Origin of the sequence: Pseudomonas sp. PI1 (assembly GCF_000812405.1) — a bacterium.
GTDB classification, from domain to species: domain Bacteria; phylum Pseudomonadota; class Gammaproteobacteria; order Pseudomonadales; family Pseudomonadaceae; genus Pseudomonas; species Pseudomonas citronellolis.
In genome coordinates this window covers 100,364-123,241 of sequence record NZ_JWMC01000014.1, presented here as the reverse complement: position 1 = coordinate 123,241, position 22,878 = coordinate 100,364, and the positions used below count along the sequence as shown (strand labels likewise).

Genomic DNA, 22,878 nt, shown 5'->3' with positions numbered 1-22,878 from the left:
ATCCGTGAAAGCGGCGCGCAGCGGCGCCGCGGGAAAGGGTTAGAACAGCGCGGCGAAGGCGCGGGCGCGGCGCTCCACCTCGGCCGGGGTGTCGGCGGCGAAGAGCGCGTTGATCACCGCCAGCAGGTCGGCGCCGCGGCCGATCAGCTCGGGGGCGTTGTCCAGGCTCACGCCGCCGATGGCCACCAGCGGCACGTTGGCGAAGCGCGCGCGGGCCTGCTCCAGCAGCTCGGGGCTGGCTTCGGAGGCGCCGGGCTTGGTCAGCGACTGGAAGAAGCGGCCGAAGGCCATGTAGTCGGCGCCCTCGGCGACGGCCTGGTCGGCCAGCTGCAGGCTGCCGTGGCAGGTGGCGCCGATGATCGCCTGGCGGCCCAGCAGGGCGCGGGCGGCGGCCAGGGAGCCGTCGGTCTGGCCCAGGTGCACGCTCACGCCCAGGCGCGCGGCCAGCTCGGCGTCGTCGTTGATGATCAGGGTGGCGCCGTGGCGCTCGCAGAGTTCGCGCAGGGCCTCGGCCTCGCGCAGGCGGCGCGACTCGTCGGCGGACTTGTCGCGGTACTGCAGCAGGCGCGCGCCACCGCGCAGCGCGGCCTCGACGTAGGGCAGCAGGCGGCCGTCGGCGAGCAGCCTGCTATCGGTGATGGCGTAGAGTCCGCGGAGTTTCATGAAGGCCTCGGCAGGTGAATCAGGAGCAGAAGTCCAGCGGCAGCCGGCGCGGGACGTACTGGCCGTGGCCGGGGGCCTCGGCGTCGCGCAGGGTGCGCCAGGTGTAGTCGAGGGCGCTGCGCACGGCGCTGGCCAACTCCTCGCCCAGGGCCAGGCGGCCGGACAGGGCGCTGGCCAGGGTGCAGCCGGAGCCGTGGTAGCTGCCCGGCAGGCGCTGGCAGGTGAAGGTGTGCCGGCTGCCGTCGCGGCCGTACAGGCGGTTGTGCACCTCGGACTCGTCGCCGTGGCCGCCGGTGATCAGCAGGTTGCGGATATACGGCAGCAGCTTCTCGGCGCATTCCTCGGCGCTGCCTTCGGGCAGCTCGGCGAGGATGCGCGCCTCCGGCAGGTTCGGCGTGGCGATGGCGGCTACCGGGAACAGCCGCTCGCGGATCGCGTAGCCGACTTCGTCCTTGCCCAGGGCGCCGCCGCCGCCGGCGCGCAGCACCGGGTCGCAGACCAGCGGCACGCCGGGCAGCGACTGCATGATCTCGACCACGGTGTCGACCATCTCCACCGAGCCGAGCATGCCCAGCTTGACCGCGGCCACCGGCAGGTCGGCGATCACGGCGTTGGCCTGGGCCAGCACCCACTCGCGGTCGAGCACGCGGAAGTCGGAAACGTTGACGGTGTCCTGAACGGTCAGCGCGGTGACGGCGGGCGCCGCATGGCAGCCTTGGGCGATCAGGGCTTCGATGTCGGCCTGCAGGCCGGCGCCGCCACTGGGGTCGTGGCCGGACAGGCAGAGCACTACGGGACGGGAGGTTGGCGTTTTCATGGCGCGGGAGCTTACCACTAAACCCGGCAGGCGTCGTTTGCCCCGACCCCCGGCCCGGCGCTGCTTGATCGTCATGCCGGCGTGCTAAAGTTGGCCGATTCGAAAATCACGCCCACAGGGCGCGCCGATCGCGGGGGATGGGGCCCCTGGGCGCCGTCCGGAGGGGCACTGCGGGGTAGCATGCAGCGCTGGCTGATCCTCTTCCTTCTCCTTCTTTCGCCGCTGGCCGGCGCGGTCAGCTTCGACGAGCACACCAGCCGCCTGCCGCTGGGCCACTCGATTGATGTCTTCGAGGACGTGCGCGGCACCGCCGACATCGCCGACATCACCTCCGCGGCCCTGGCCGACAGCTTCCGCCGCCACGACCGCGACGTGCTCAACGCCGGCTACTCGCGCTCGGTGTTCTGGATCCGCCTGGACCTGGACTACCGCCCGCAGGAATCCCAGGACCCGGCGCCCTGGCTGCTGGAACTGGCCTACCCGCCGCTGGACCGCCTGGACCTCTACCTGCCCGGCGCCGACGGCAAGTACCAGCTGGCCCAGCGCACCGGCGACACCCTGCCGTTCGCCAGCCGGCCGATCAGCCTGACCAACTACCTGTTCGACCTCAAGCTTGCGCCCGGCAAGCCGCTGCGGGTGTACCTGCGCCTGGAGAGCCAGGGCTCGATCCAGGCGCCGCTGACGCTCTGGTCGCCCAAGGCCTACATGGAAAACCTGCCGGGCAACGTCTACGTGCTCGGCATCATCTACGGCGTGCTGCTGGTGATGCTGGTGTACAACCTGTTCATCTTCGTCAGCGTGCGCGACACCAGCTACCTCTATTACATCCTCTACATCGCCTCCTTCGGCCTCTACCAGGTCTCGGTCAACGGCGCCGGCATCGAATACTTCTGGCCCGACAGCCCCTGGTGGGCCAACGCCGCCACGCCCTTCCTGATCGGTTCCGCCAGCCTGTTCGGCTGCCAGTTCGCGCGCAGCTTCCTGCACACCCGCGAGCACAGCCCGTGGGTCGACCGCACCCTGCTGGCGCTGATGGCGGTGGGCGCGCTGGTGATGCTGCTGGCGTTCTCGGCCAGCTATGCGCTGTCGCTGCGCCTGGCCACCTACCTGGCGCTGGCGTTCGTGGTGGTCATCTTCAGCGCCGGCATCCTCGCCTGGCTGCGCGGCATGCGCGTGGCGCGCTACTTCATCTTCGCCTGGACCGCCTTCCTCCTCGGCGGGACCATCAACACCCTGATGGTGCTGGGCTTGCTGCCCAACGTGTTCTTCACCATGTACTCCGGGCAGATCGGCTCGGCGCTGGAGGTGGGCCTGCTGTCCCTGGCCCTGGCCGACCGCATCAACGCCATGAAGGAAGAGCGCACGCGCATCCTCCAGGAATCCAGCCGCAAGCTGGAGCAGCTCAACCTCGAACTGGCCAACAGCAACCGCCTGAAGGACGAGTTCCTGGCCACCGTCACCCACGAGCTGCGCACGCCCATGAGCGGGGTGATCGGCTCGCTGGAGCTGATGCAGACGGTGCCCATGGACGTGGAGCTGGCGCAGTACCAGAAGACCGCCACCGGCTCGGCGCGCGACATGATGCGCATGGTCAACGACATCCTCGCGCTGATCGAGCTGCAGGCCGGCAAGCTCTACCCGCGGCGCGAGCCCTTCAGCCTGCGCGGCCTGTTCGACAGCCTGCGCGCCCAGTACGCGCCGCGCGCCGAGGCCAAGGGCCTGCGCTTCGACCTGCAACTGGACGAGAACCTGCCCGACACCCTGGAAGGCGACGCCGGCAAGCTGGCCCAGACCCTCGGCTACCTGCTGGACAACGCCATCAAGTTCACCCACCAGGGCGGCGTGAGCCTGCGGGTGGACGGCCAGCGGCAGAGCGACGGCGTCGCCCTGCGGGTGACGGTGCAGGACTCCGGCATCGGCTTCGAGACGCCGGCCGACGATGCGCTGTACCAGCGCTTCCACCAGCTCGACGGCTCGCTGACCCGCGAGTACGGCGGCCTGGGCATCGGCCTGGCGCTGTGCCGCCAGCTCACCGAGCTGCTCGGCGGGCAGCTGCAGCACCATTCCAGCCCCGGGCGCGGCAGCCGCTTCGTCCTCGAACTGAACCTCGGCCAGCCGGCGCAGAGCTTCAGCGTGCCGCCACGCCGCGCCGGCGGCCAGGCCCTGCGCCGTCCGGAACAGTGCACGGTGCTGGTGGTGGAGGACAACGCCATCAACCAACTGGTGATCCGCGGCATGCTGCTCAAGCTGGGCTACCGGGTGCGCACCGCCGACAACGGCTCGGAAGCCATCGACCTGCTGCGCCGCGAAGGCGTCGACGCCGTGCTGCTGGACTGCCAGATGCCGATCATGGACGGCTTCGCCACCTGCCGGGCGATCCGCGCGCTGCCCCAGGGCGGCGAGCTGCCGGTGCTGGCCATCACCGCCCACAGCCACAGCGGCGACCGCGAACGCTGCCTGGCGGCGGGCATGAGCGACTACCTGGCCAAGCCGGTGAAGTTCGAGGAGCTGCAGACCCTGCTGCACGACTGGCTGCTGTGCCAGCCGGCGCTGCCCAGCCACGCCTGATCCGCCGCGCCCGTTGCGTCACGCGGCGCGATCCGCTGGCCGGAACGCCCGCACCGCTGGCGCAATTCCCCCTATGGCCAAGTCCTGAACCGTGATTCACTGCTTGAAACAGTGAATCCGGATTCAGAGCATGGTTTACCGTCTCACCGAAGCCCGCCTGCAGAAAAATGTGGAACTGCGCGAGCGCATTCTCCAACTGGCCCTGGCGCGGGTCGCCGAGGGCGGTTTCGCGGCGCTGACCATGCAGGGCCTGGCCGAAGAGGCGGGCATCGCCACCGGCAGCCTGTACCGGCATTTCCGCGGCAAGGGCGAACTGGCCGCCGAAGTCTTCGCCCGCGCCAGCCAGCGTGAGGTGGACGCCCTGGCCGTCGTCCTGCGCGGCACCGGCGGGCCGGCCGGGCGCCTGGCCCGCGGCCTGCGCCAGTTCGCCCGGCGCGCCTGGGACAGCCGCCGCCTGGCCTTCGCGCTGATCGCCGAACCGGTGGACCCCGAGGTGGACGAGCAGCGCCTGCTCTACCGCGAGGCCTATGCCGAGCTGTTCATCGAATTGCTGGAAGAGGGTGCGCGCAGCGGCCACTTCCATTGCGGCCCCGCGCCGCTGATCGCCGCTTGCCTGGTGGGGGCGATCGCCGAATCCCTGGTCGGCCCGCTGTCGCCGCCGGCCCGAGCCGCCCGCGATGCCGGGCAACCCAGCCCTGGCCTGGAGCAAGTCAGCCAGGCCCTCGTCGATTTCTGCCTGCGCGCCGTCGGCGCGCCCCAGCCGGAGGAACAGCGATGAACCTGCACCAGTACGCCGAGACCCACGAAGTGACCAACCAGGTGCCGCCGCTGGACGGCGCCAATCTCTACCGCATCGACCTGCCCTTGCAGGAGTGGGTGCGCCGCTACGACGGCGGCTGGGCCGAGCAGCGCCTGGGGGCCTACGGCGCCCTGGCCGGCGGGCCGCTGATGGCCGCCGGCTTCCTCGCCAACGAGAACAAGCCGGTGTTCAAGAGCCACGACCGCTACGGCCACCGCATCGACCTGGTGGAGTTCCACCCGGCCTACCACGAGCTGATGCGCACGGCCATCGAGCACGGCATCCCGTCCATGCCCTGGACCGACCCGCGCGCCGGCGCCCACGTCGCCCGCGCCGGTCTGAGCTACCTGCACAGCCAGGCCGAGGCCGGCACCGGCTGCCCGCTGACCATGACCTTCGCCAGCGTCCCGGCGATCCGCCTGCAGCCGGACATCGCCGAGAAATGGCTGCCGAAGATCCTCGCCAGCGAATACGACCCGCGCAACCTGCCGATCGAACAGAAGGCCGGCGCCACCATCGGCATGGCCATGACCGAGAAGCAGGGCGGCACCGACGTGCGCGCCAACACCACGCGCGCCTACCCGGTGGGCATCCCCGGCCCGGGCCAGGCCTACGAGCTGGTCGGGCACAAGTGGTTCTGCTCGGCGCCGATGTGCGACGCCTTCCTCACCCTGGCCTACACCGACAAGGGCCTGACCTGCTTCCTGCTGCCGCGCCACCGCCCGGACGGCACGCGCAACGAGTTCTACGTGCAGCGCCTGAAGAACAAGCTGGGCAACTGGTCCAACGCCTCCAGCGAGGTGGAATACCGCGGCGCCCTGGCCTGGATGGTGGGCGAGGAGGGCCGCGGCGTGCCGACCATCATCGAGATGGTGGCCATGACCCGCTTCGACTGCATGGTCGGCTCCAGCGCCCTGATGCGCCAGGCGCTGACCCAGGCCGCGCACCACTGCGCCTACCGCCAGGTCGGCGGCCGGGTGCTGGCCGAACAGCCGCTGATGCAGAACGTGCTGGCCGACCTGGCCCTGGAAAGCGAGGCCGCGCTGGCCCTGACCATGCGCATGGGCCGCGCCCTGGACCACCTGCACGACGAGCAGGAAGACAAGTTCGCCCGCCTGGTCACCGCCGTGGGCAAGTACTGGATCTGCAAACGCGCCCCGGCGATGATCAACGAAGCCGCCGAATGCCTGGGCGGCGCCGGCTACGTCGAAGACACCATCCTCCCGCGCCTGTACCGCGAGGCCCCGGTGAACTCCACCTGGGAAGGCTCGGGCAACGTCCAGTGCCTGGACGTGCTGCGCGCCCTGTCGAAGGAGCCGGGCGTGCTCGACGCGCTGTTCCACGAACTCGGCGACGGCCACGGCGACGCCCGCCTGGCAGCCTTCATCGGCAACCTCAAGGCCTCCTTCGCCGACACCGCCGACATCCAGTTCCGCGCCCGCCAACTCACCGAGGACGTGGCCGTGGCCCTGCAGGCCAAACTGCTGCTGGAAGCCGGCAACGCCACCGTCTCCGACGCCTTCATCGGCAGCCGCCTGGGCGGCGGCGGCCGCGTCTACGGCACCCTGCCGCGCGGCACGGACGTCGAGGCGCTGGTGGCGCGGGCTACGCCGCATCTGGCCTGATGCCGCTGGCCGGGAGCCGCGAGGTTCCCGGCCTAGCCCAGCAGGCGCCGACTCAGCAGGTGTTGCAGGTCGCGGCGGCCGTCCACTACCAGATAGACGTGAATGTCCCGTTCACGCTGGCGATAGATGATGCGGTAGGGCTTGAAGAACAGCTGGCGGTATTCGCGGATGCCCAGGCTCAGCAGTTCCTTGGGGAAATTTCCGCGCTCCGGTGAGTGACTCAGCTCGCCGATGCATTCCAGCAGCATGCTCAGGACATGAACCGCATGTTGCGGCCCGTCGAATTCGGCAACGTAGTCGTGGATGGACTTCAAATCGCGTTCGGCGCCCTGCGTGATGAACACGCGATAGGGCGATTCTGCCCCCATCAGGCGTCCCCGCGCAGGCGTTTCGCCACTTCGTCCAGGGCAGCGAATCGGCCTTCCTCGATTTCCTGGTTGCCCAGTGCCAGTAGTTTCAGCAGGGCCAGGGTCTCCTGGGTTTCCTCATAGCTGCGGACGTCCTGAATCACCGCCTTGGCTTCGCCGTTCTGGGTGATGATGAGCGGCTCCTGCTGCTCGCCGAGCTGCTTGAGCACCTCTGCCGCATTGGCCTTGAGGTAACTGATGGGTTTGACCTGGGAGGAGTAGCGCATGGTGGCGGCACCTGGAAGAGTTAAGGACTGAATATAGTCTTTTAATGGTTGCCCGCACAGTGGGAGTCCTCCCGGCTGGATGGGGAACCAAGGACATGATTCAGTCATCCCCTTCCTGCAAATAAGCAGGCAAGATGGAGCTGATCGCTCAGACAGGAAGCCCACCATGAATGCCGAGCTCGGCGACGCTTTCGTCGTCGCCCATACCGCAGAAGAAGCGGTCGACCGCCTTGCTGCCCTGCACCAGCGCGCCACCGGGGCGCTCAGCCAGGCTCTGCGGCGCTACCTGAAGACCCGCGAGCAGCCGGGCGCCGAGGAGCGCGCGCTGTTCCGCTATCCGCAGCTGCGCCTGACCTACCTGTGCCAGGGCGAGGTGCCCTCGACCACCCGCGCCTACGCCAAGGTGCAGACGCCCGGCACCTACGCCGTGACCATCACCCACCCCGCGGCCTTCCGCAAATACCTGCTGGAGCAGTTGCGCCCGCTGATGGAAGACTTCACCGTGCGCATCGAGGTCGGCCCCAGCGAGCAGAACATTCCCTATCCCTACGTGGTGGAGCAGGGCGACGAGCTGGCCGGCTCGGGCGTGACCGCCGCCGAGCTGGCGCGGGTGTTCCCCAGTACCGATCTGTCGGCCACTTCCGACGGCATCGCCGACGGCCTGTACCAGTGGGAAGGCGCCGACCCCATGCCGCTGGCGCTGTTCGACGCGGCGCGCACCGACTTCTCGCTGCGCCGCCTGGTGCACTACACCGGCAGCGACTGGCGCTGCGTGCAGCCGTGGATCCTGCTGACCAACTACCACCGCTACGTCGATCAGTTCATCCACATGGGCCTGGAGCGCCTGCACGAGGACCCGCGCTTCGTGCGCATGGTGCTGCCGGGCAACGTGGTGATCGAGCGCGACATGGATCGGGGCGAGGCCAACGCCATCATCGCCGGCGTCGAGTGGCACCGCTTCCAGATGCCGGCCTACCACCTGATCGCCAACGACGGCGACGGCGTCACCCTGATCAACATCGGCGTCGGCCCGTCCAACGCCAAGAACATCACCGACCACCTGGCCGTGCTGCGCCCGCACTGCTGGCTGATGATCGGCCACTGCGGCGGCCTGCGGCAGTCGCAGACCATCGGCGACTACGTGCTGGCCCACGCCTACATGCGCCGCGACGGCATCCTCGACCGGGTGCTGCCGCCACACATCCCGATCCCGGCGCTGGCCGAGGTGCAGGTGGCGCTGCAGGAGGCCGCGGCGCTGGTTACCGGCGAACGCGGCGAGCAACTCAAGCGGCGCCTGCGCACCGGCACCGTGCTGACCTACGACGACCGCAACTGGGAGCTGCACTGGGCCCAGGAGCGCCCGCTGATCAACCTGGCGCGGGCGGTGGCGGTGGACATGGAGAGCGGCACCATCGCCGCCCAGGGCTACCGCCTGCGGGTGCCCTACGGCACGCTGCTGTGCGTCTCGGACAAGCCGCTGCACAGCGAGATCAAGCTGCCCGGCGCCGCCAGCGCCTTCTACCAGCGCGCGGTGAGCCAGCACCTGGCGATCGGCATCGCCGCCGTCGACCTGCTGCGCACCCAGCTCAACTCGCTGCACTCGCGCAAGCTGCGCAGTTTCGACGAGCCGCCGTTCCGTTGATCCGGCGCATGCCCACGGCCCTTTCCCGCCCGCGCGGGGAGGGCCCGTGGCAGGATGGCGCAAAGGCCGCAACCGGAGGACGCCATGGCTGAACCCCTGCAACCGACCCGCGCCGAGCGCGCCGCGCGGGTACTGTCGCTGCTCGATTTGACCTCGCTGAACGCCGACGACGACATGCCGCGCATCGTCCAGCTCTGCCGCCGGGCGTTGACGCCCTATGGCGAGGTGGCCGCGGTATGTGTTTACCCGCGTTTCGTGCATGTGGCGCGGCGTACGCTCAATGGCTTTGGTGCGCGCTCGGTGAAGGTCGCCAGCGTGTGCAACTTTCCCGCTGGCGATGCGCCTTGGGCGGAGGTGGTGGAAGAAGTGCGGCGTACCCTTGCCGAGGGTGCTGATGAGATTGACCTGGTCTATCCGTGGAAGGCGCTCAAGGCTGGGCGGGCAGATGGGGCGGTGGAGCTGATTCGTGCCTGCAAGGCGCTTTGCGGGCCCTACCATCGGCTCAAGGTGATTATCGAAAGCGGCGAGTTGGGTGAGCCTGAGTTGATTCGTACGGCTTGTCGCGAGGCTATTGCCGGTGGTGCCGATTTTCTCAAGACCAGTACTGGCAAGGTGGCCGTGAATGCTACGCCGGAGGCTGCGCGGGTGATGCTGGAGTGCATCGTGGAGGCGGGCGGCAAGGTGGGACTCAAGGTGGCCGGTGGTATTCGTAGCCTGGACGATGCCGAGGTCTACCTGGCTATCGCGCAGGAGATGCTTGGGGATGACTGGATTACGTCCGAGCACCTGCGCTTTGGGGCTTCGGGGTTGCTCGATGAGCTGTTGCGCGAAATGGAGGGGTGACTTGTGTAGGAGCGAGCTTGCTCGCGAACGGTGCCTCTCGGCGATGCCTCCAAAGAGCACCCTCTCCCCAGCCCTCTCCCTGAAGGGAGAGGGGGCCGTTCGGCGTGCGCTGGCACTTCAGCACTCCCTGATGCCTCGCATAGCGCCTGATATTTCCATGAGGCACGTCTTCCACGCCGACACGGACTAGCCCCCCTCGCCCTGACGGGAGAGGGAGCTGTTCGGCGTGCGCCGGTGCTTTAGCTCTCCCTGATGCCTCGCATAGCGCCTGATCTCTCCATGAGGCACGTTCTCAACGTTGGCACGGACTAGCCCCCTCTCCCTTCAGGGAGAGGGTTGGGGAGAGGGGCGGCGTTCAGGTCGGCACCAATGGTTCCGGGAGACTCCCCTCGCGAACAAGCATTAGGCCCCTTCACCCACCCATCCGCCCCACCAACCACTGCTCCCCCGGCTTTGGCGCACGAAACGCCTGGCTTTCCACGCCCTGTTCATCCAGCGCCCGGGCCAGGTCGTGGACGGGGGCGAACTGGCCTTCGTCGCTGAGGCGGAAGGTGCCGAAGTGGATGGCCATGCTGCACTGCGATTCCAGCGTGCGGTGGGCCTGCACGGCGTCGTCCGGGTTCATGTGGTGGTGGCGCATGAACCAGCGCGGTTCGTAGGCGCCGATGGGCAGCGCGGCGAAGCGCATCGGCCCGAAGCGTTCGCGGATCAGCGCGAATTCCGGGCCCAGGCCGGTGTCGCCGGGGAACAGCACGGGGCCGTCCGCCGATTTCAGCACGAAGCCCAGCCACAGGGTGCGGTTGGTGTCGTAGCGCGAGCGCGCCGACCAGTGCTGCGCCGGCACGCCGGTGAGCAGCATGCCCTCGTGCAGCGGCAGGCTCTGCCACCAGTCCAGCTCGTGCACGTCGACGAAGCCGCAGGCGCGGATCAGCTCGGCGTTGCCCAGGCCGGTCACCACCTTCGCTTGCGGGAAGCGCCGGGCCAGTTCGCCCAGGCTGCCGACGTCCAGGTGGTCGTAGTGGTTGTGGCTGACCAGGATCAGGTTGATCGGCGGCAGTTCGTCCAGGGCCAGGCCCGGCGGATGGTGGCGCTTGGGGCCGACGAAGCTGAAGGGGCTGGTGCGCTCGCACCACAGCGGGTCGGTGAGGATGTTCAGGCCGCGGTGCTGGATCAGCAGGGTGGCGTGGTTGATGTAGGTGACGCGCAGTTCCTCGCCGCTGACCTGCGCCGGGGTTTCCGGACGGCGTTCGGCGCCGGGCTGTTCGATCCAGGCCAGTTGCCTGTCGCGCTCCAGCTGCCACTTGAGGAATTCACGGAAGCCGTGGTGCGGCTTGGCGTCCAGGTTGCGGAAGCGCAGGCCGTCGAAGTTCGGGCTTTGCGGCCCGCTGTAGCCGCCGCCGAGGCGGCCGGCGAGGTTGAGCAGGGTGATCAGCCAGGGGGAGCGACGGGCCTTGGGCATGGTGGGATGCTCTGCGTGCTCTTGCGGGGGAACGGTGGCACAACCTAGCATGCCGGCCCATCCTTGTGCTCCGCCGACTCGTTGCCTTTTCGCCCATGCCCCGTCCGCCTCGTCCCACCGCACGTCGTCCCGCTCCCCGCCGCGTCGCCAAGGCGCCGCCGGAGCAGCCGCGGCTGATCCTGCTGAACAAGCCGTTCGACGTGCTGACGCAGTTCAGCGATGGCGAGGGCAGGGCGACGCTCAAGGACTACGTGCCGGTGCCCGGCGTCTATCCCGCCGGGCGCCTGGACCGCGACAGCGAGGGCCTGCTGCTGCTGACCAACGATGGCCGCCTGCAGGCGCGCATCGCCGACCCCAGGCACAAGCTGCCGAAAACCTACTGGGTACAGGTGGAGGGCGAGCCGGGCGAGGCGCAGTTGCAGCGCCTGCGCGAGGGCGTGCAGCTCAACGATGGCCCGACATTGCCGGCCGAGGCGCGGCGCATCGACGAGCCGCAATTGTGGGAGCGGGTGCCGCCGGTGCGTTTCCGCAAGTCGGTGCCCACCGCCTGGCTGGAACTGGTGATCCGCGAGGGACGCAACCGCCAGGTGCGGCGTATGACGGCGGCCGTCGGCCTGCCAACCCTGCGCCTGGTGCGGGTGCGCATCGGCCCCTGGAGCCTGGACGGGCTGCAGCCGGGGGAGTGGCGCGAGGCGCAGCCCTAGGGCCGGATCAGAAACCGCCTTCCAGGCCGGCGACCACGAAGGATTTGACCAGGAAGCCGAAGACGCCGAGGCCGAGGGCGAAGAACAGCACCATGGTGCCCATGCGTCCGGCCTTGGACTTCTTGGCCAGGTCCCAGACGATGAAGGCCATGAACAGGACCAGGGCGCTGACCAGCCCGTACATCATCCAGTCTTCGAAACTCTCGTTCATTGCTGCTCCTGCCCGGCGCGGGCGCTTGAGTGGGGGGCCGGAAGGTCCGGCGGTCGCGAGGACGGGCGGCATTATAAGGGCTTGGTCGCGGGTTGATCAGCGCTGTTCAGAAAGTGAGCAGAATTTCCCGCGCGGGGCCGGCGACGGCCGAAGAAGTCCCGCCGCAGCGGCCCTGGCGGGAAATAGTCGAGCGCCGGGCGGCCCTGGCAGGACGCGGGGTGCGCGCATTTGTCGCAGCGGACGCCCTTCGTAGGAGCGAGCCGTGCCCGCCTGGACGGTAGGAGCAACTGTCTTGCCGGCTGCGCCAAGGCGCGCCTCAACGGATGGGGTGAGCCTTGGCGAAACCCATGCGGTCGTGGTGATGGGTATCGCTTCGCTCAACGCCATCCTACGGGTCTTGTGTTTGCCGGAGGGCGTAGGAGCGGACCTTGTCCGCGATAGCCGGATGTATCGGCGCGGATCGCGGATGAGATCCGCGGCCCCAGCCGCGCCGGTCCCCTGTAAGCGGGCCCTGCCCGCGATTCGCGCGCAGGGCGCGCTCCTACATTCGCCGGGTCAGCTGCGCAGGTGCTCCAGCGGCAGTTCGGTGCTGGCCATGATGTTGCGCAGCACGAAGCTCGACCGCACGCTGGTCACGCCTTCGATGCGCGTCAGGGTGCCGAGCAGGAAGTGCTGGTAGTGCTCCATGTCCGGCACCATCACCTTCAACTGGTAGTCCGCGTCCATCCCGGTGACCAGGCTGCATTCCAGCACCTCCGGGCACTGGGCGATGATCGACTGGAAGTGCTCGAAGCGTTCCGGGGTGTGCCTGTCCATGCCGATCAGGACGAAGGCGGTGAGGCTCAGGCCGAGCTTCTTGCTGTCCAGCAGGGCGACCTGGCGCAGGATGTAGCCGTCGTCTTCCAGTTGCTTGACGCGCCGCGAGCAGGGCGAGGGCGACAGGCCGATGCGTTCGGCCAGCTCCTGGTTGGAGATGCGCGCGTCGCGCTGCAATTCGGCGAGGATTCGCAGGTCGTAGCGGTCCAGTTTGTTCATTGTGGCCTCGAAAATTTATCGGATTGCATGTTTTTATACATTCTTGGTGATTTATTGCGCAATGGGTAGTTCGATGCGCAATCTTCGCAATCCGCTGCCGCTTCGCTCCCCGTAACATGGCTCCAGAAATCACGGCCCGGACCCATACGTCCACGGCGATCCGCCCAATCAGGCGCATCGCGGCCTGCCGACCCGATCGGGTCGCCCAGGCCACCGGGCTACGCACCGCCCAGAAGGTGGAGCGAGGTGAGCCGGCGCCAGAAGCGACGAGCCAGGACGAATTCCCCGAGGGGAGGTCACCGACCTCCCTTTTTTCTTGCCTGCGATTCGCCCGCCGACCTTTACCTTGACTTTACCCTGGCCCCGGGGATGCGCGGTCTGCGCGGTTGTCTATCTGTCATGCAAATGAGCGAGGTCGGCCGGCAGGCCGCTGTGAGGCATTCATGAAGTCGGGCATCTGGCGTCTGGCATCCGTTGGGTTGCTGTCACTGGCCATTGCCGGCCAGGCCTTCGCCGAAGGGCAGGGACCCGGGCAGGGCGGCCATGGCGGACAGGGTGGGCATGGCGGCGGCAATGGGGGCGGCCAGTGGCAAGGTCGCCCGCAGGGCAACCAGGGCGGTCAGTGGCAAGGTCGTCCGCAAGGCAACGACGGTGGCCAGTGGCAGGGCCGTCCGCAGGGTAATCAGGGCGGCCAGTGGCAGGGCCGTCCGCAAGGCAATCAGGGCGGACAATGGCAGGGCCGACCGCAAGGCAACCAGGGCGGCCAGTGGCAAGGCCGTCCGCAGGGCAACCAGGGTGGTCAGTGGCAGGGCCACCCGCAAGGCAACCAGGGTGGACAGTGGCAGGGCCGTCCGCAAGGCAATCAGGGCGGCCAGTGGCAAGGCCGACCCCAGGCCAATCAGGGCCAAGGCCGACCCCAGAACAACTGGAACGGCCAATGGCAGGGCCGCCCTTCCGCCGGTCATGACGACCACGGTCCCGGCCGGCCTTCCGCCGGGGGCGGCTCCTGGCAGGGCCGGCCGCCGCCCGCGCCCGGCAATGCTTGGCATGGACGCCCGGGCGGCAACTGGGGGCCGCATCCGTCGAACTGGCGGCCGGGCTATGTGGTGGACCGCGTGCCCTCGGGCTACTACCGCGTGCCCTGGCGCGGCAGCGACTATTTCTTCAACGACGGCTACTGGTACCGCCCCCATGGCGCGCGCTACGTGGTGGTGGCGCCGCCCTACGGCGTGCGGGTGCGCTACCTGCCGTCCTACGCCGAGCAGCTGTGGTTCGGCAGCATGCTGTACTTCCTCGCCGCCGGCACCTACTACCTGTTCGACAATTCCTCGCAGACCTACGAGGTGGTGCCGCCCCCGCCGCAGGTGGCGCAGGCCCCGCTGCCGACGGGCAATCCCTACGACGTGATCGCCTACCCGATGTACGGACAGAGCCCGCAGCAGCAGGCCCAGGACCGTTACGAGTGCCACACCTGGGCGGTCGGGCAGAGCGGCTTCGACCCGGCCATGGCCGGCTACGCGCCGTCGCAGCAGGCCGTGGATACCTACCGCGGCGCGCTGGGCAGTTGCCTGCAGGGGCGCGGCTACAGCATCAACTGATGGTTTCCCGGCCCACCACTTCCAGCGGGTCGGCGTGCACCAGCACCTCGGCCCGGGGGAACTCGGCGCGGATCGCCAGCACGGCCTGGTCGCACAGGGTGTGGGCCTGGGACAGGCGCATGTCGCCGGGCAGTTCCAGGTGCAGCTGGACGAACCAGCGATCGCCGGAAATCCGTGTACGCAGGTCGTGGGCGCCGACCACTCCGGGCACCTGGCGCACCAGTTCGAGCATGCGCTCGCTGACGTCCGCCGGCAGTTCCTCGTCCATCAGCACCGCCACCGACTCGCGGGCGATGCGCACGGCGCTCCAGAGGATGTAGGCGGCGATACCCAGGCCGAAGAACGCGTCCATCCGCGGGAAGCCGTAGTGCGCCAGCAGCAGGGCGACCAGGATGCTGCCGTTGAGCAGCAGGTCGGAGCGGTAGTGCAGCGAGTCGGCCTGCACCGCCAGCGAACCGGTGTGCTTGATGACGTAGCGCTGCACGCCCAGCAGCGCGGCGGTCAGCGCCAGCGACAACAGCATCACCAGGATGCCCCAGCCGGTGGCGCCCAGCGGTTCGGGGTGCTGCAGGCGGTCCAGCGCCTGGGAGCCGATGAGCACCGCGCTGACCGAGATGAACAGCGCCTGGCCCATGCCCGACAGCGACTCTGCCTTGCCGTGGCCGTAGCGGTGGTCGTCGTCCGCCGGGCGCAGCGAATAGCGCACTGCCAGCAGGTTGAGCAGCGAGGCAGCGCCGTCGAGCAGGGAGTCGGTCAGGCCGGCCAGCAGGCTCACCGAGCCGCTGTGCCACCAGGCCAGGGCCTTGGCCACTACCAGGGTGACGGCCACCGCCAGCGAGGCGCTGGTGGCCAGGTGCAGCAGGCGGGCGCGTCGGTTGTCCAAGTTCAGCGGGTGTCCTGGCGTTGCGGCAGGAAATAGATGTAGTCGAGCAGCGGCGCCGGCTGGCCGAGGGCGGTGAGCGCGGCGCTCATCTGCCCGCGGTGGTGGGTGCCGTGGTTGACCAGGTGCTGGACGATGTCGGCCAGGCTCTGGCGGTGGTCCTGGCCGGCCATGTTGCGGTATTCCAGCAGCTTGCCGAGGTCGCGCTCGTCCTGCCGGGCCAGCCACTGCTTCCAGCCCTGCACGCCCTCGCGGAGGAAGTCGGCCAGGGCGGTGCGGTCCGGCGCGGCCTCGCTGTCCAGGCGGGTGAACTGCCAGGGCCGGCCGACGACGCGATCGAACCAGATGCGGTCGACCACCGCGAGGTGGTTGAGGGTGCCGTGCAGGCTGCCGAAGAACAGCCCGCGCGGTTCACGGTAGGCGGCCTCGTCCAGGGGCGCGACGGCCTCGAGGATGCGTTCGTGGGCCCACAGATGGTAGTCGAGGAGTTTTTCCAGGTGGCGCCCCAGTGCCGCGTGCATGTCAGCCCTCCAGCTTGAGCCCCAGGCTGGCCAGCTGCTGCGGGTTGCCGACGCGCTGGATCAGGCGTGGGTCGTCCAGCGGCAGGGCGCGGCCGGTCTCGCGTTCGATGATTGCCTTGAGTTTAGTCCGGTCCACCTGGCCGTCGGCGCCGACCGCCTCGTGCAGTTTCTCGGGGGCGACGGAGTATTTCTCGTCCGGCAGGTAGATGGCTCCGGTGGCGAAGTCTACGCCGAAGGCGATCAGCCCCGGGATGATGTAGAACAACAGTCCGATGGCATCGAACACGGCGATGGCCGGGTCGATGCGGCCGTCGATCTGGCCGCGGCGGTCGGGGTAGAACAGGGTGCCGCAGGCGGCCAGTTGGCTCAGCAGGGCTGCGCTGAGAACCGCGCAGGAAACTCGGGTGGAAAGACGCATCTAGAACCTCCGGAATAGGCTTCGGGCAACTATATCAATGCGGCGCAGGGGCCTCTATCGTCGGCCGCCGCCCTTGTTGCATAGGACTGCGGCGGGTCGGTCGTGGTTCGCCGTTATAATCGCCGGTTCGTTGTTTCCGCGTGCTTAAGGGTGGATGAAATATAGCCATGAATGCCCTTCCCATCGATGCCATTCTGCCATCTCTGCGCCAGGCCCTGGGCGAGCGCGACGAGGCCGTGCTGGAGGCGCCGCCCGGCGCCGGCAAGACCACCCGGGTGCCGCTGGCGCTGCTCGACGAGCCCTGGCTGGCCGGGCAGGGCATCCTCATGCTCGAACCGCGCCGCCTGGCCGCCCGCGCCGCGGCCGAGCGCCTGGCCGCGGAGCTGGGGGAGAAGGTCGGCGACACGGTCGGCTACCGCATCCGCCTGGACAGCAGGGTGGGGCCGAAGACGCGCATCGAGGTGGTCACCGAGGGCATCCTCACCCGCCGCCTGCAGGACGACCCGGCGCTGGAAGGCGTGGGCCTGGTGATCTTCGACGAGTTTCACGAGCGCAGCCTGGACGCCGACCTGGCTCTAGCGCTGACCTTGAACGGCCGCGAGCTGCTGCGCGACACGCCGCTGAAGGTGCTGGTGATGTCCGCCACCCTGGAGGGCGAGCGGCTGTCCGCCTTGCTCGGCGAGGCGCCGGTGGTGCGCAGCGAGGGGTGCATGTTCCCGGTGGAGCTGCGCTGGGGGCGGCCCTGGCAGGCTGGCGAATTCGTCGAGCCGCGGGTGGTGCAGACGGTGCTCCAGGCCCTGGCCGACGAGCCCGGCAGCCTGCTGGTGTTTCTCCCTGGGCAGGCCGAGATCCGCCGCGTCGCCGAGCAACTGGGCGAGGCCCTGGCCGGCCGCGACGAGGTGCTGCTGTGCCCGCTGCACGGCGAACTGGAGCTGTCCGCCCAGCGCGCCGCCATCGAGCCGGCGGCGCCGGGCAAGCGCAAGGTAGTGCTGGCCACCAACATCGCCGAGACCAGCCTGACCATCGACGGCGTGCGCGTGGTGGTCGACGCCGGGCTGGCGCGGGTGCCGCGCTTCGACCCGGGCAGCGGCATGACGCGCCTGGAGACCCAGCGCATCTCCCGCGCCTCGGCCACCCAGCGCGCCGGCCGCGCCGGGCGCCTGGAGCCGGGCGTGTGCTACCGCCTGTGGTCCGAGGCGCAGCACGAGCAACTGCCGGCCTACGGAACGGCGGAAATCCTCCAGGCCGACCTCGCCGGCCTGGCCCTGCAACTGGGCCGCTGGGGCGTGGCGCCGGAGGAACTGGCCTGGCTCGACGTGCCACCGATGGCGGCCTACGCCCAGGCCCGCGAGCTGCTCGCGCGTCTCGGTGCACTGAACGACAGCGGCGCCCTCAACGCCCATGGCCAGGCCATGGCCGAACTGCCGGCGCACCCGCGCATCGCCCACCTGCTGCTGCGCGGCCAGGCGCTGGGCCTGGGCAGCCTGGCCTGCGACGTTGCCGCCTTGCTGGGCGAGCGCGACATCCTGCGCGGCGCCGGTGCCGACCTGCACGAACGCATGGCGCTGCTTGCCGGAGAGTCGGCCGGCAACCGCGCCAGTCGCGGCGCAGTACAACGGGCCAAGCAACTGGCCCGGCAGTTCCGCGGCTACCTGCGCGGCAAGCCGAGCGAAGCGGTGGCCGACCCCGACCATCCACGCTGGCTGGGCGCGCTGCTGGCCTTCGCCTATCCCGACCGCGTGGCCCGCCAGCGCCGCGAGGGTGGCGGCGAATACCGCCTGGCCAACGGCCGCGCCGCGCAGTTCGGCGAGCCTGATGCCTTGATGAAGGAACCCTGGCTGGTGGTCGCCGACCTCGGCAGCCGCCAGGGCCAGCGCGAAGAACGCATCTACCTGGCCGCCGCCCTGGACGCGACGCTGTTCGACTCGGTGCTGGCCGAGCAGGTGAGGGTGCACGACGAACTGGACTGGGACGAGCGCGAAGGCGTGCTGCGCGCCGAACGCCAGCGCAAGGTCGGCGAACTGGTGCTCAGCCGCGAGGCGCTGCCCGGCCTCGACGCCGAAGCCCGCAGCCGCGCGCTGCTCGGCCTGGTGCGGCGCAAGGGCCTGGAACTGCTGCCCTGGACCCCGGAACTGCGCCAGTGGCAGGCGCGGGTGAACCTGCTGCGCCGTCTCGACCTGGAAGGCAAGGGCGAAAGCGAGTGGCCGGACGTTAGCGATGCGGCCCTGCTGGCCTCCCTGGAGGACTGGCTGCTGCCGTACCTGGGCAAGGTCTCGCGCCTGGCCCACTTCGCCAACCTGGAGCTGCCCGGCATCCTCCACGGCCTGCTGCCCTGGCCGCTGCCGCAGCGCCTGGACGAGCTGGCGCCGCGCACCCTGCAGGTGCCGTCCGGCTCGAACATCCGCTTGGACTACAGCGAATTCCCGCCGGTATTGTCGGTGCGCCTGCAGGAACTGTTCGGCCTGGCCGACACCCCGCGCATCGCCGGCGGCCGCCTGGCGGTGAAACTGCACCTGCTGTCACCGGCGCAGCGCCCGGTGCAGGTGACCCAGGACCTGGCCAACTTCTGGCGCAGCACCTACGCCGAGGTGAAGAAGGACCTCAAGGGCCGCTACCCCAAGCACTACTGGCCGGACGATCCGCTGATCGCCGAACCCACCGCACGGGCCAAGCCGCGCAAGACTTGAAAATGCCGTCTACGGCAAGCCCCGCGGGCGGTTTTCCGGCCGATTTCGAGGCGCTACGGGCGCAGCGCCGCGCAGGCCGCCTCGTCTACAATAGGCACAAACCATCCTGAGTCCCCCCATGTCCGAAACCGACAGCCGTGCGCTGCAAGACCTGCCGCTGGAGCAGCTGATCGCCTGCCATGAATGCGACCTGCTGATGCGCCGCGAGCCGGTCCCCACGGGCAGCCGCTCGGTCTGCCCGCGCTGCGGCTACGAGCTGGAAATCCACCGGCCGCACATGGTGCGCCGCGCCATGGCGCTGGTGCTCACCGCGCTTTTCCTCTACATCCCGGCCAACTTCCTGCCGATCATGAAGATCGACATCCTCGGCCAGGTCGGTATCGACACCGTCTGGGGCGGGGTGCTTGGCCTGTACGCCTCGGGCATGCACGGAGTGGCCGTGCTGGTGTTCCTGTGCAGCATGGTGATCCCCCTGGCCAAGCTGCTGTGCCAGCTGTTCGTCCTCTGCAGCCTGCGCTTCGACGTGGCGCGCGCGCAGGCCATGCAACTGCTGCGCTGGTACCAGCACCTGCGCGAGTGGGGCATGCTGGAGGTCTACCTGATGGGCATCCTGGTGGCCATCGTCAAGCTGATCGACATGGCCGAACTGCACATCGGCGTGGGCCTGGCCTGCTTCATCGGCCTGCTGCTCAGCCAGATATGGCTGGAGGTGACCATGTCGCGCCACCAGGTGTGGGAATCGCTGGCCGGGGAGTTCGACGATGAGGGCCATTGACGCCGGCATCCTGACCTGCGGCGAATGCCACCAGCTCAACCGCGCCACCGACGAAGAGCCGCAGCACTGTTCGCGCTGTGGCTCGGTGCTGCACGCGCGGCGGCCGAACAGCCTCACCCGCACCTGGGCGCTGCTGATCACCGCGGCCATCCTCTACATCCCGGCGAACCTGCTGCCGATCATGACCGTCAACTTCCTCGGCAGCGGCACCCCGGCGACCATCATGGAAGGGGTGGTGGAGCTGATCCACGCGGACATGATCCCGGTGGCCGCGGTGGTGTTCGTCGCCAGCATCCTGGTGCCGACCTTCAAGCTGGTCGGCATCGCCCTGCTGCTTTATTCGGTGCAGCGCCACCAGCCGATGTCGGCGCGGCAACGCATCCTGATGTACCGCTTCATCGAGTGGATAGGTCGCTGGTCGATGCTCGATATCTTCGTCATCGCCATCCTCGTGACCCTGGTGAACTTCGGCAATCTGGCCAGCATCGAGGCGAACCTCGGTGCAGCCGCCTTCGCCACTGTGGTGGTGCTGACCATGCTGGCGGCAGTGACTTTCGATCCCAGGCTGATCTGGGATAACACGGACGCGGAAAACGACGATGAGTGAACTCCCCACCCCGAAACTGCGCAAGACCACCAACTGGTCGGCGATCTGGATCCTGCCGCTGATCGCCCTGGCCATCGGCGCCTGGCTGGCCTGGCGCGCCTACGACCAGGCCGGGGTGACCATCAACATCCAGTTCGAGAGCGGCGACGGCATCCAGCCGAACAAGACCGAGGTGATCTTCAAGGGCATCGCCGTGGGCAAGGTCGTCGACCTGCACGTGAACAAGCCTACCCTGGGCGTCACCGCGGTGGTCGAGATGCGCAAGGAAAGCATCGAGTACCTGAGCAAGCGCACGCGCTTCTGGCTGGTCAAGCCGCGCGTGTCCCTGGCCGGGGTGACCGGGCTGGAGACCCTGGTGTCGGGCAACTACATCGCCGTCGACCCGGTGAAGGGCGAGCTCAACCACGACTTCGTCGCGCTCAAGGAGCCGCCGCCGCTGTCCGACAGCCTGCCCGGCCTGCACCTGATGCTCAAGGCCGAGCGCCTGGGTTCGCTGGAGCAGGGCAGCCCCATCTACTACCGGCAGATCCAGGTCGGCCAGGTGAAGAGCTACCAGTTGGCCGACGACCAGAAGACCATCGAGGTGAAGATCCACATCGAGCCGGCCTACGCCAACCTGGTGCGCAAGCACACGCGCTTCTGGAACGCCAGCGGCATCACCCTGTCCGGCAGCCTCAGCGGCCTGAAGCTGCGCACCGAGTCGCTGGCCAGCATCGCCGCCGGCGGCATCGCCTTCGCCACCCCGGACAGCTACCCGGACAGCCCGCCCACCGACCCGACCAAGCCGTTCCGCCTCTACGAGGACTACGACGCCGCCCAGGCGGGCCTGGCGGTGCGCCTGAAGGTGGACGACGTCAGCGGCCTTTCCGCCGGCAGCACCCCGGTGATGTACAACGGCGTGCAGGTGGGCACGGTGAAGGCCATCGACATGAACAAGGACTTCAACGGCGCCACCGCCACCCTGTCCATGGACCCGCGCACCGAGGACTTCCTCAACGGCAAGAGCGAGTTCTGGCTGGTCAAGCCGAGCATCTCGCTGGCCGGCATCACCGGGCTGGAGGCGCTGGTGAAGGGCAACTACATCGCCGTGCGCTTCTCCAAGGAGGGCGAGCCCACCCGCGAGTTCACCGTGCGCCCGAAGGCGCCGCCGCTGAACCTGGACGCGCCCGGCCTGCACCTGGTGCTGACCAGCGACCGCCTGGGCTCGCTGGAAGTGGGCACGCCCATCCTCTACCGGCAGATGAAGGTCGGCACCGTGCAGAGCTACCAGCTGTCCCGCGATCGCCAGCGGGTGGTGGTGGGCGTGCACATCGAGCCCGAATACGCGGCCCTGGTGAACACCTCGACGCGCTTCTGGAACGTCAGCGGCGTGACATTGAGCGGCGACCTCAACGGCATCAAGTTCAAGAGCGAATCGCTGCAGACGCTGATCAGCGGCGGCATCGCCTTCGACACCCCCGACCCCAAGGCCGCGCCCATCACCAAGGTGCGCCGCTTCGCCCTCTACGACAGCGAGGACAGCGCCCACGCCAAGGGCCAACTGATCGAGCTGCGCGCCGACTCGGCCGACGGCCTGCGCGAGGGCACGGTGATCCGCTACCGCGGCCTGGACGTGGGCCGCGTGGAACAGGTGGACCTCAGCCGCGACCTCGGCGGCGTGGTGCTCAAGGCGCGCCTGATCAAGGCCCAGGACAGCATCGCCCGCCAGGGCAGCCGCTTCTGGGTGGTCTCGGCGCAGTTGGGCCTGGGCGGCGCGGAGAACCTCGGCACCCTGGTCAGCGGCCCGTACATCGAAGTGCTGCCGGCGGCCAAGCCGGGCCCGGCGCAGAACAGCTTCAACCTGCTGGCGCAGCAGCCCAACCGCCTGCTCGACGCCGACGGCCTGCGCCTGACCTTGAGCGCCGCCCGCCGCGGCTCGCTGAAGCCCGGCGTGCCGGTGACCTATCGCGAGGTGCAGGTGGGCAAGGTGACCTCCTTCGAACTGGGCGAGCAGGGCGACCGGGTGCTGATCCACATCCTCATCGAGCCGCGCTACGCGCCCCTGGTGCGCACCGGCAGCCGCTTCTGGAACACCAGCGGGGTGGGTGTGGATGCCGGGCTGTTCAAGGGGGTGAAGGTGCGTACCGAGTCCTTCGAGACCATCCTCGCCGGGGGCGTGGCCTTCGCTACGCCGGACAATGCGCAGATGGGCGCTGCGGCGCGGCCGGGGCAGACTTTTGCGTTGTTCGACGAGTACCAGGACGAGTGGCTGCAGTGGGCGCCGAAGATTCCGTTGGGGAAGGCGGTGGGCGAGTAGGACGTATAACCGTTCGCGGTTATACGCCGCTTATCCGAGGCCAAGCGCCCCGCCGGGAGACCGGCGGGGCGTTTTTGCTTGGGGCGTGCGGGGCTT

At 69.0% G+C, this 22,878-nt stretch carries 21 protein-coding genes and 1 pseudogene; 11 read left to right on the top strand and 11 right to left on the bottom strand.

Features of this window, described 5'->3' with window-relative positions; genetic code table 11:
* Nucleotides 1–39 precede the first annotated feature (39 nt).
* Together thiE and RN02_RS06615 are read right to left on the bottom strand one after the other, a co-directional pair.
* Nucleotides 40–663 (bottom strand): thiamine phosphate synthase, encoded by a 624-nt coding sequence (gene thiE / locus RN02_RS06620; protein WP_043313726.1) that lies wholly within the window; start codon nt 661–663, stop codon nt 40–42.
* Nucleotides 664–682: 19 nt separating this feature from the next.
* Nucleotides 683–1,480 (bottom strand): hydroxymethylpyrimidine/phosphomethylpyrimidine kinase, encoded by a 798-nt coding sequence (locus RN02_RS06615; RefSeq protein ID WP_024128129.1) that lies wholly within the window; start codon nt 1,478–1,480, stop codon nt 683–685.
* 180 nt (nt 1,481–1,660) lie between these two features.
* Here RN02_RS06615 and RN02_RS06610 point away from each other — a divergent pair, with 180 nt between their 5' ends.
* The 3 genes from RN02_RS06610 to RN02_RS06600 all read left to right on the top strand — a co-directional run bounded on the left by RN02_RS06610 (nt 1,661) and on the right by RN02_RS06600 (nt 6,472).
* Nucleotides 1,661–4,048, top strand: a complete 2,388-nt coding sequence (locus RN02_RS06610; RefSeq protein ID WP_043313724.1) for a hybrid sensor histidine kinase/response regulator — start codon at nt 1,661–1,663, stop codon at nt 4,046–4,048.
* A gap of 130 nt (nt 4,049–4,178) precedes the next feature.
* Nucleotides 4,179–4,826 (top strand): TetR/AcrR family transcriptional regulator, encoded by a 648-nt coding sequence (locus RN02_RS06605; RefSeq protein ID WP_043313722.1) that lies wholly within the window; start codon nt 4,179–4,181, stop codon nt 4,824–4,826.
* The gene (locus RN02_RS06600; protein WP_043313719.1) at nt 4,823–6,472 is read left to right on the top strand and encodes an acyl-CoA dehydrogenase family protein; all 1,650 of its coding nucleotides are present in this window, start codon (nt 4,823–4,825) and stop codon (nt 6,470–6,472) included. Before RN02_RS06605 ends, RN02_RS06600 begins: the two co-directional genes overlap by 4 nt.
* Before the next feature lie 32 nt (nt 6,473–6,504).
* Here the strand turns inward: RN02_RS06600 and RN02_RS06595 are convergent, their stop codons facing one another.
* Both RN02_RS06595 and RN02_RS06590 read right to left on the bottom strand, forming a co-directional pair.
* On the bottom strand, nt 6,505–6,840 hold the full coding sequence (locus tag RN02_RS06595; RefSeq protein ID WP_009617370.1) for a type II toxin-antitoxin system RelE/ParE family toxin: 336 nt from the start codon (nt 6,838–6,840) through the stop codon (nt 6,505–6,507).
* Nucleotides 6,840–7,106 (bottom strand): type II toxin-antitoxin system Phd/YefM family antitoxin, encoded by a 267-nt coding sequence (locus RN02_RS06590; protein WP_009617373.1) that lies wholly within the window; start codon nt 7,104–7,106, stop codon nt 6,840–6,842. The genes RN02_RS06595 and RN02_RS06590 overlap by 1 nt, the downstream gene beginning before the upstream one ends.
* A 166-nt stretch (nt 7,107–7,272) precedes the next feature.
* On the opposite strand from RN02_RS06590, the gene amn reads away from it, so the two are divergent.
* Nucleotides 7,273–8,748 carry an AMP nucleosidase gene (gene amn / locus RN02_RS06585; protein ID WP_043313715.1) on the top strand — a complete coding sequence of 492 codons (1,476 nt, stop codon included), beginning with the start codon at nt 7,273–7,275 and terminating at the stop codon, nt 8,746–8,748.
* Nucleotides 8,749–8,832: 84 nt separating this feature from the next.
* Complete coding sequence (gene deoC, locus RN02_RS06580; protein WP_043313714.1) at nt 8,833–9,591, top strand: deoxyribose-phosphate aldolase; 759 nt, start codon at nt 8,833–8,835, stop codon at nt 9,589–9,591.
* Nucleotides 9,592–10,003: 412 nt separating this feature from the next.
* Here the strand turns inward: deoC and RN02_RS06570 are convergent, their stop codons facing one another.
* A complete protein-coding gene (locus RN02_RS06570) occupies nt 10,004–11,050 on the bottom strand; it encodes an MBL fold metallo-hydrolase (protein ID WP_043313712.1) in 1,047 nt (348 codons plus the stop codon).
* A gap of 95 nt (nt 11,051–11,145) precedes the next feature.
* Between RN02_RS06570 and RN02_RS06565 the strand changes: the two genes are divergently transcribed.
* A complete protein-coding gene (locus RN02_RS06565) occupies nt 11,146–11,754 on the top strand; it encodes a pseudouridine synthase (protein WP_043313710.1) in 609 nt (202 codons plus the stop codon).
* Between the two features lie 7 nt (nt 11,755–11,761).
* Here the strand turns inward: RN02_RS06565 and RN02_RS06560 are convergent, their stop codons facing one another.
* From RN02_RS06560 to RN02_RS34560, 3 genes are all read right to left on the bottom strand, one after another.
* Entirely contained in the window at nt 11,762–11,965 is a 204-nt protein-coding gene (locus RN02_RS06560; protein WP_009617380.1) for a DUF2788 domain-containing protein, read from the bottom strand.
* Nucleotides 11,966–12,520: 555 nt separating this feature from the next.
* On the bottom strand, nt 12,521–13,000 hold the full coding sequence (locus tag RN02_RS06555) for an Lrp/AsnC family transcriptional regulator (protein ID WP_009617381.1): 480 nt from the start codon (nt 12,998–13,000) through the stop codon (nt 12,521–12,523).
* A gap of 485 nt (nt 13,001–13,485) precedes the next feature.
* Complete coding sequence (locus RN02_RS34560) at nt 13,486–13,908, bottom strand: hypothetical protein (RefSeq protein ID WP_324288145.1); 423 nt, start codon at nt 13,906–13,908, stop codon at nt 13,486–13,488.
* Between the two features lie 171 nt (nt 13,909–14,079).
* On the opposite strand from RN02_RS34560, the pseudogene RN02_RS34555 reads away from it, so the two are divergent.
* Nucleotides 14,080–14,598, top strand: a pseudogene (locus RN02_RS34555) (DUF6515 family protein); the annotation flags it as partial.
* Here the strand turns inward: RN02_RS34555 and RN02_RS06540 are convergent.
* Genes RN02_RS06540 through RN02_RS06530 form a run of 3 tightly spaced genes read right to left on the bottom strand, consistent with a single transcriptional unit; the run spans nt 14,591 to nt 16,417 of the window.
* Nucleotides 14,591–15,481: a cation diffusion facilitator family transporter gene (locus tag RN02_RS06540; protein ID WP_407733121.1), complete on the bottom strand. Its 891-nt coding sequence runs from the start codon at nt 15,479–15,481 to the stop codon at nt 14,591–14,593. The pseudogene RN02_RS34555 and the gene RN02_RS06540 overlap by 8 nt on opposite strands.
* Nucleotides 15,482–15,483: 2 nt before the next feature.
* A complete protein-coding gene (locus tag RN02_RS06535) occupies nt 15,484–15,999 on the bottom strand; it encodes a DinB family protein (protein WP_043313705.1) in 516 nt (171 codons plus the stop codon).
* 1 nt (nt 16,000) lies between these two features.
* Complete coding sequence (locus tag RN02_RS06530) at nt 16,001–16,417, bottom strand: hypothetical protein (RefSeq protein ID WP_043313702.1); 417 nt, start codon at nt 16,415–16,417, stop codon at nt 16,001–16,003.
* Between the two features lie 167 nt (nt 16,418–16,584).
* Between RN02_RS06530 and hrpB the strand changes: the two genes are divergently transcribed.
* The 4 genes from hrpB (at nt 16,585) to RN02_RS06510 (ending at nt 22,782) form a co-directional block, all read left to right on the top strand.
* On the top strand, nt 16,585–19,104 hold the full coding sequence (hrpB, locus tag RN02_RS06525; RefSeq protein WP_043313700.1) for an ATP-dependent helicase HrpB: 2,520 nt from the start codon (nt 16,585–16,587) through the stop codon (nt 19,102–19,104).
* A gap of 118 nt (nt 19,105–19,222) precedes the next feature.
* Complete coding sequence (locus RN02_RS06520) at nt 19,223–19,879, top strand: paraquat-inducible protein A (protein ID WP_009617388.1); 657 nt, start codon at nt 19,223–19,225, stop codon at nt 19,877–19,879.
* Entirely contained in the window at nt 19,866–20,486 is a 621-nt protein-coding gene (locus tag RN02_RS06515) for a paraquat-inducible protein A (protein WP_009617390.1), read from the top strand. Before RN02_RS06520 ends, RN02_RS06515 begins: the two co-directional genes overlap by 14 nt.
* Nucleotides 20,479–22,782 carry a PqiB family protein gene (locus RN02_RS06510; protein ID WP_043313697.1) on the top strand — a complete coding sequence of 768 codons (2,304 nt, stop codon included), beginning with the start codon at nt 20,479–20,481 and terminating at the stop codon, nt 22,780–22,782. Before RN02_RS06515 ends, RN02_RS06510 begins: the two co-directional genes overlap by 8 nt.
* Nucleotides 22,783–22,878 lie beyond the last annotated feature (96 nt).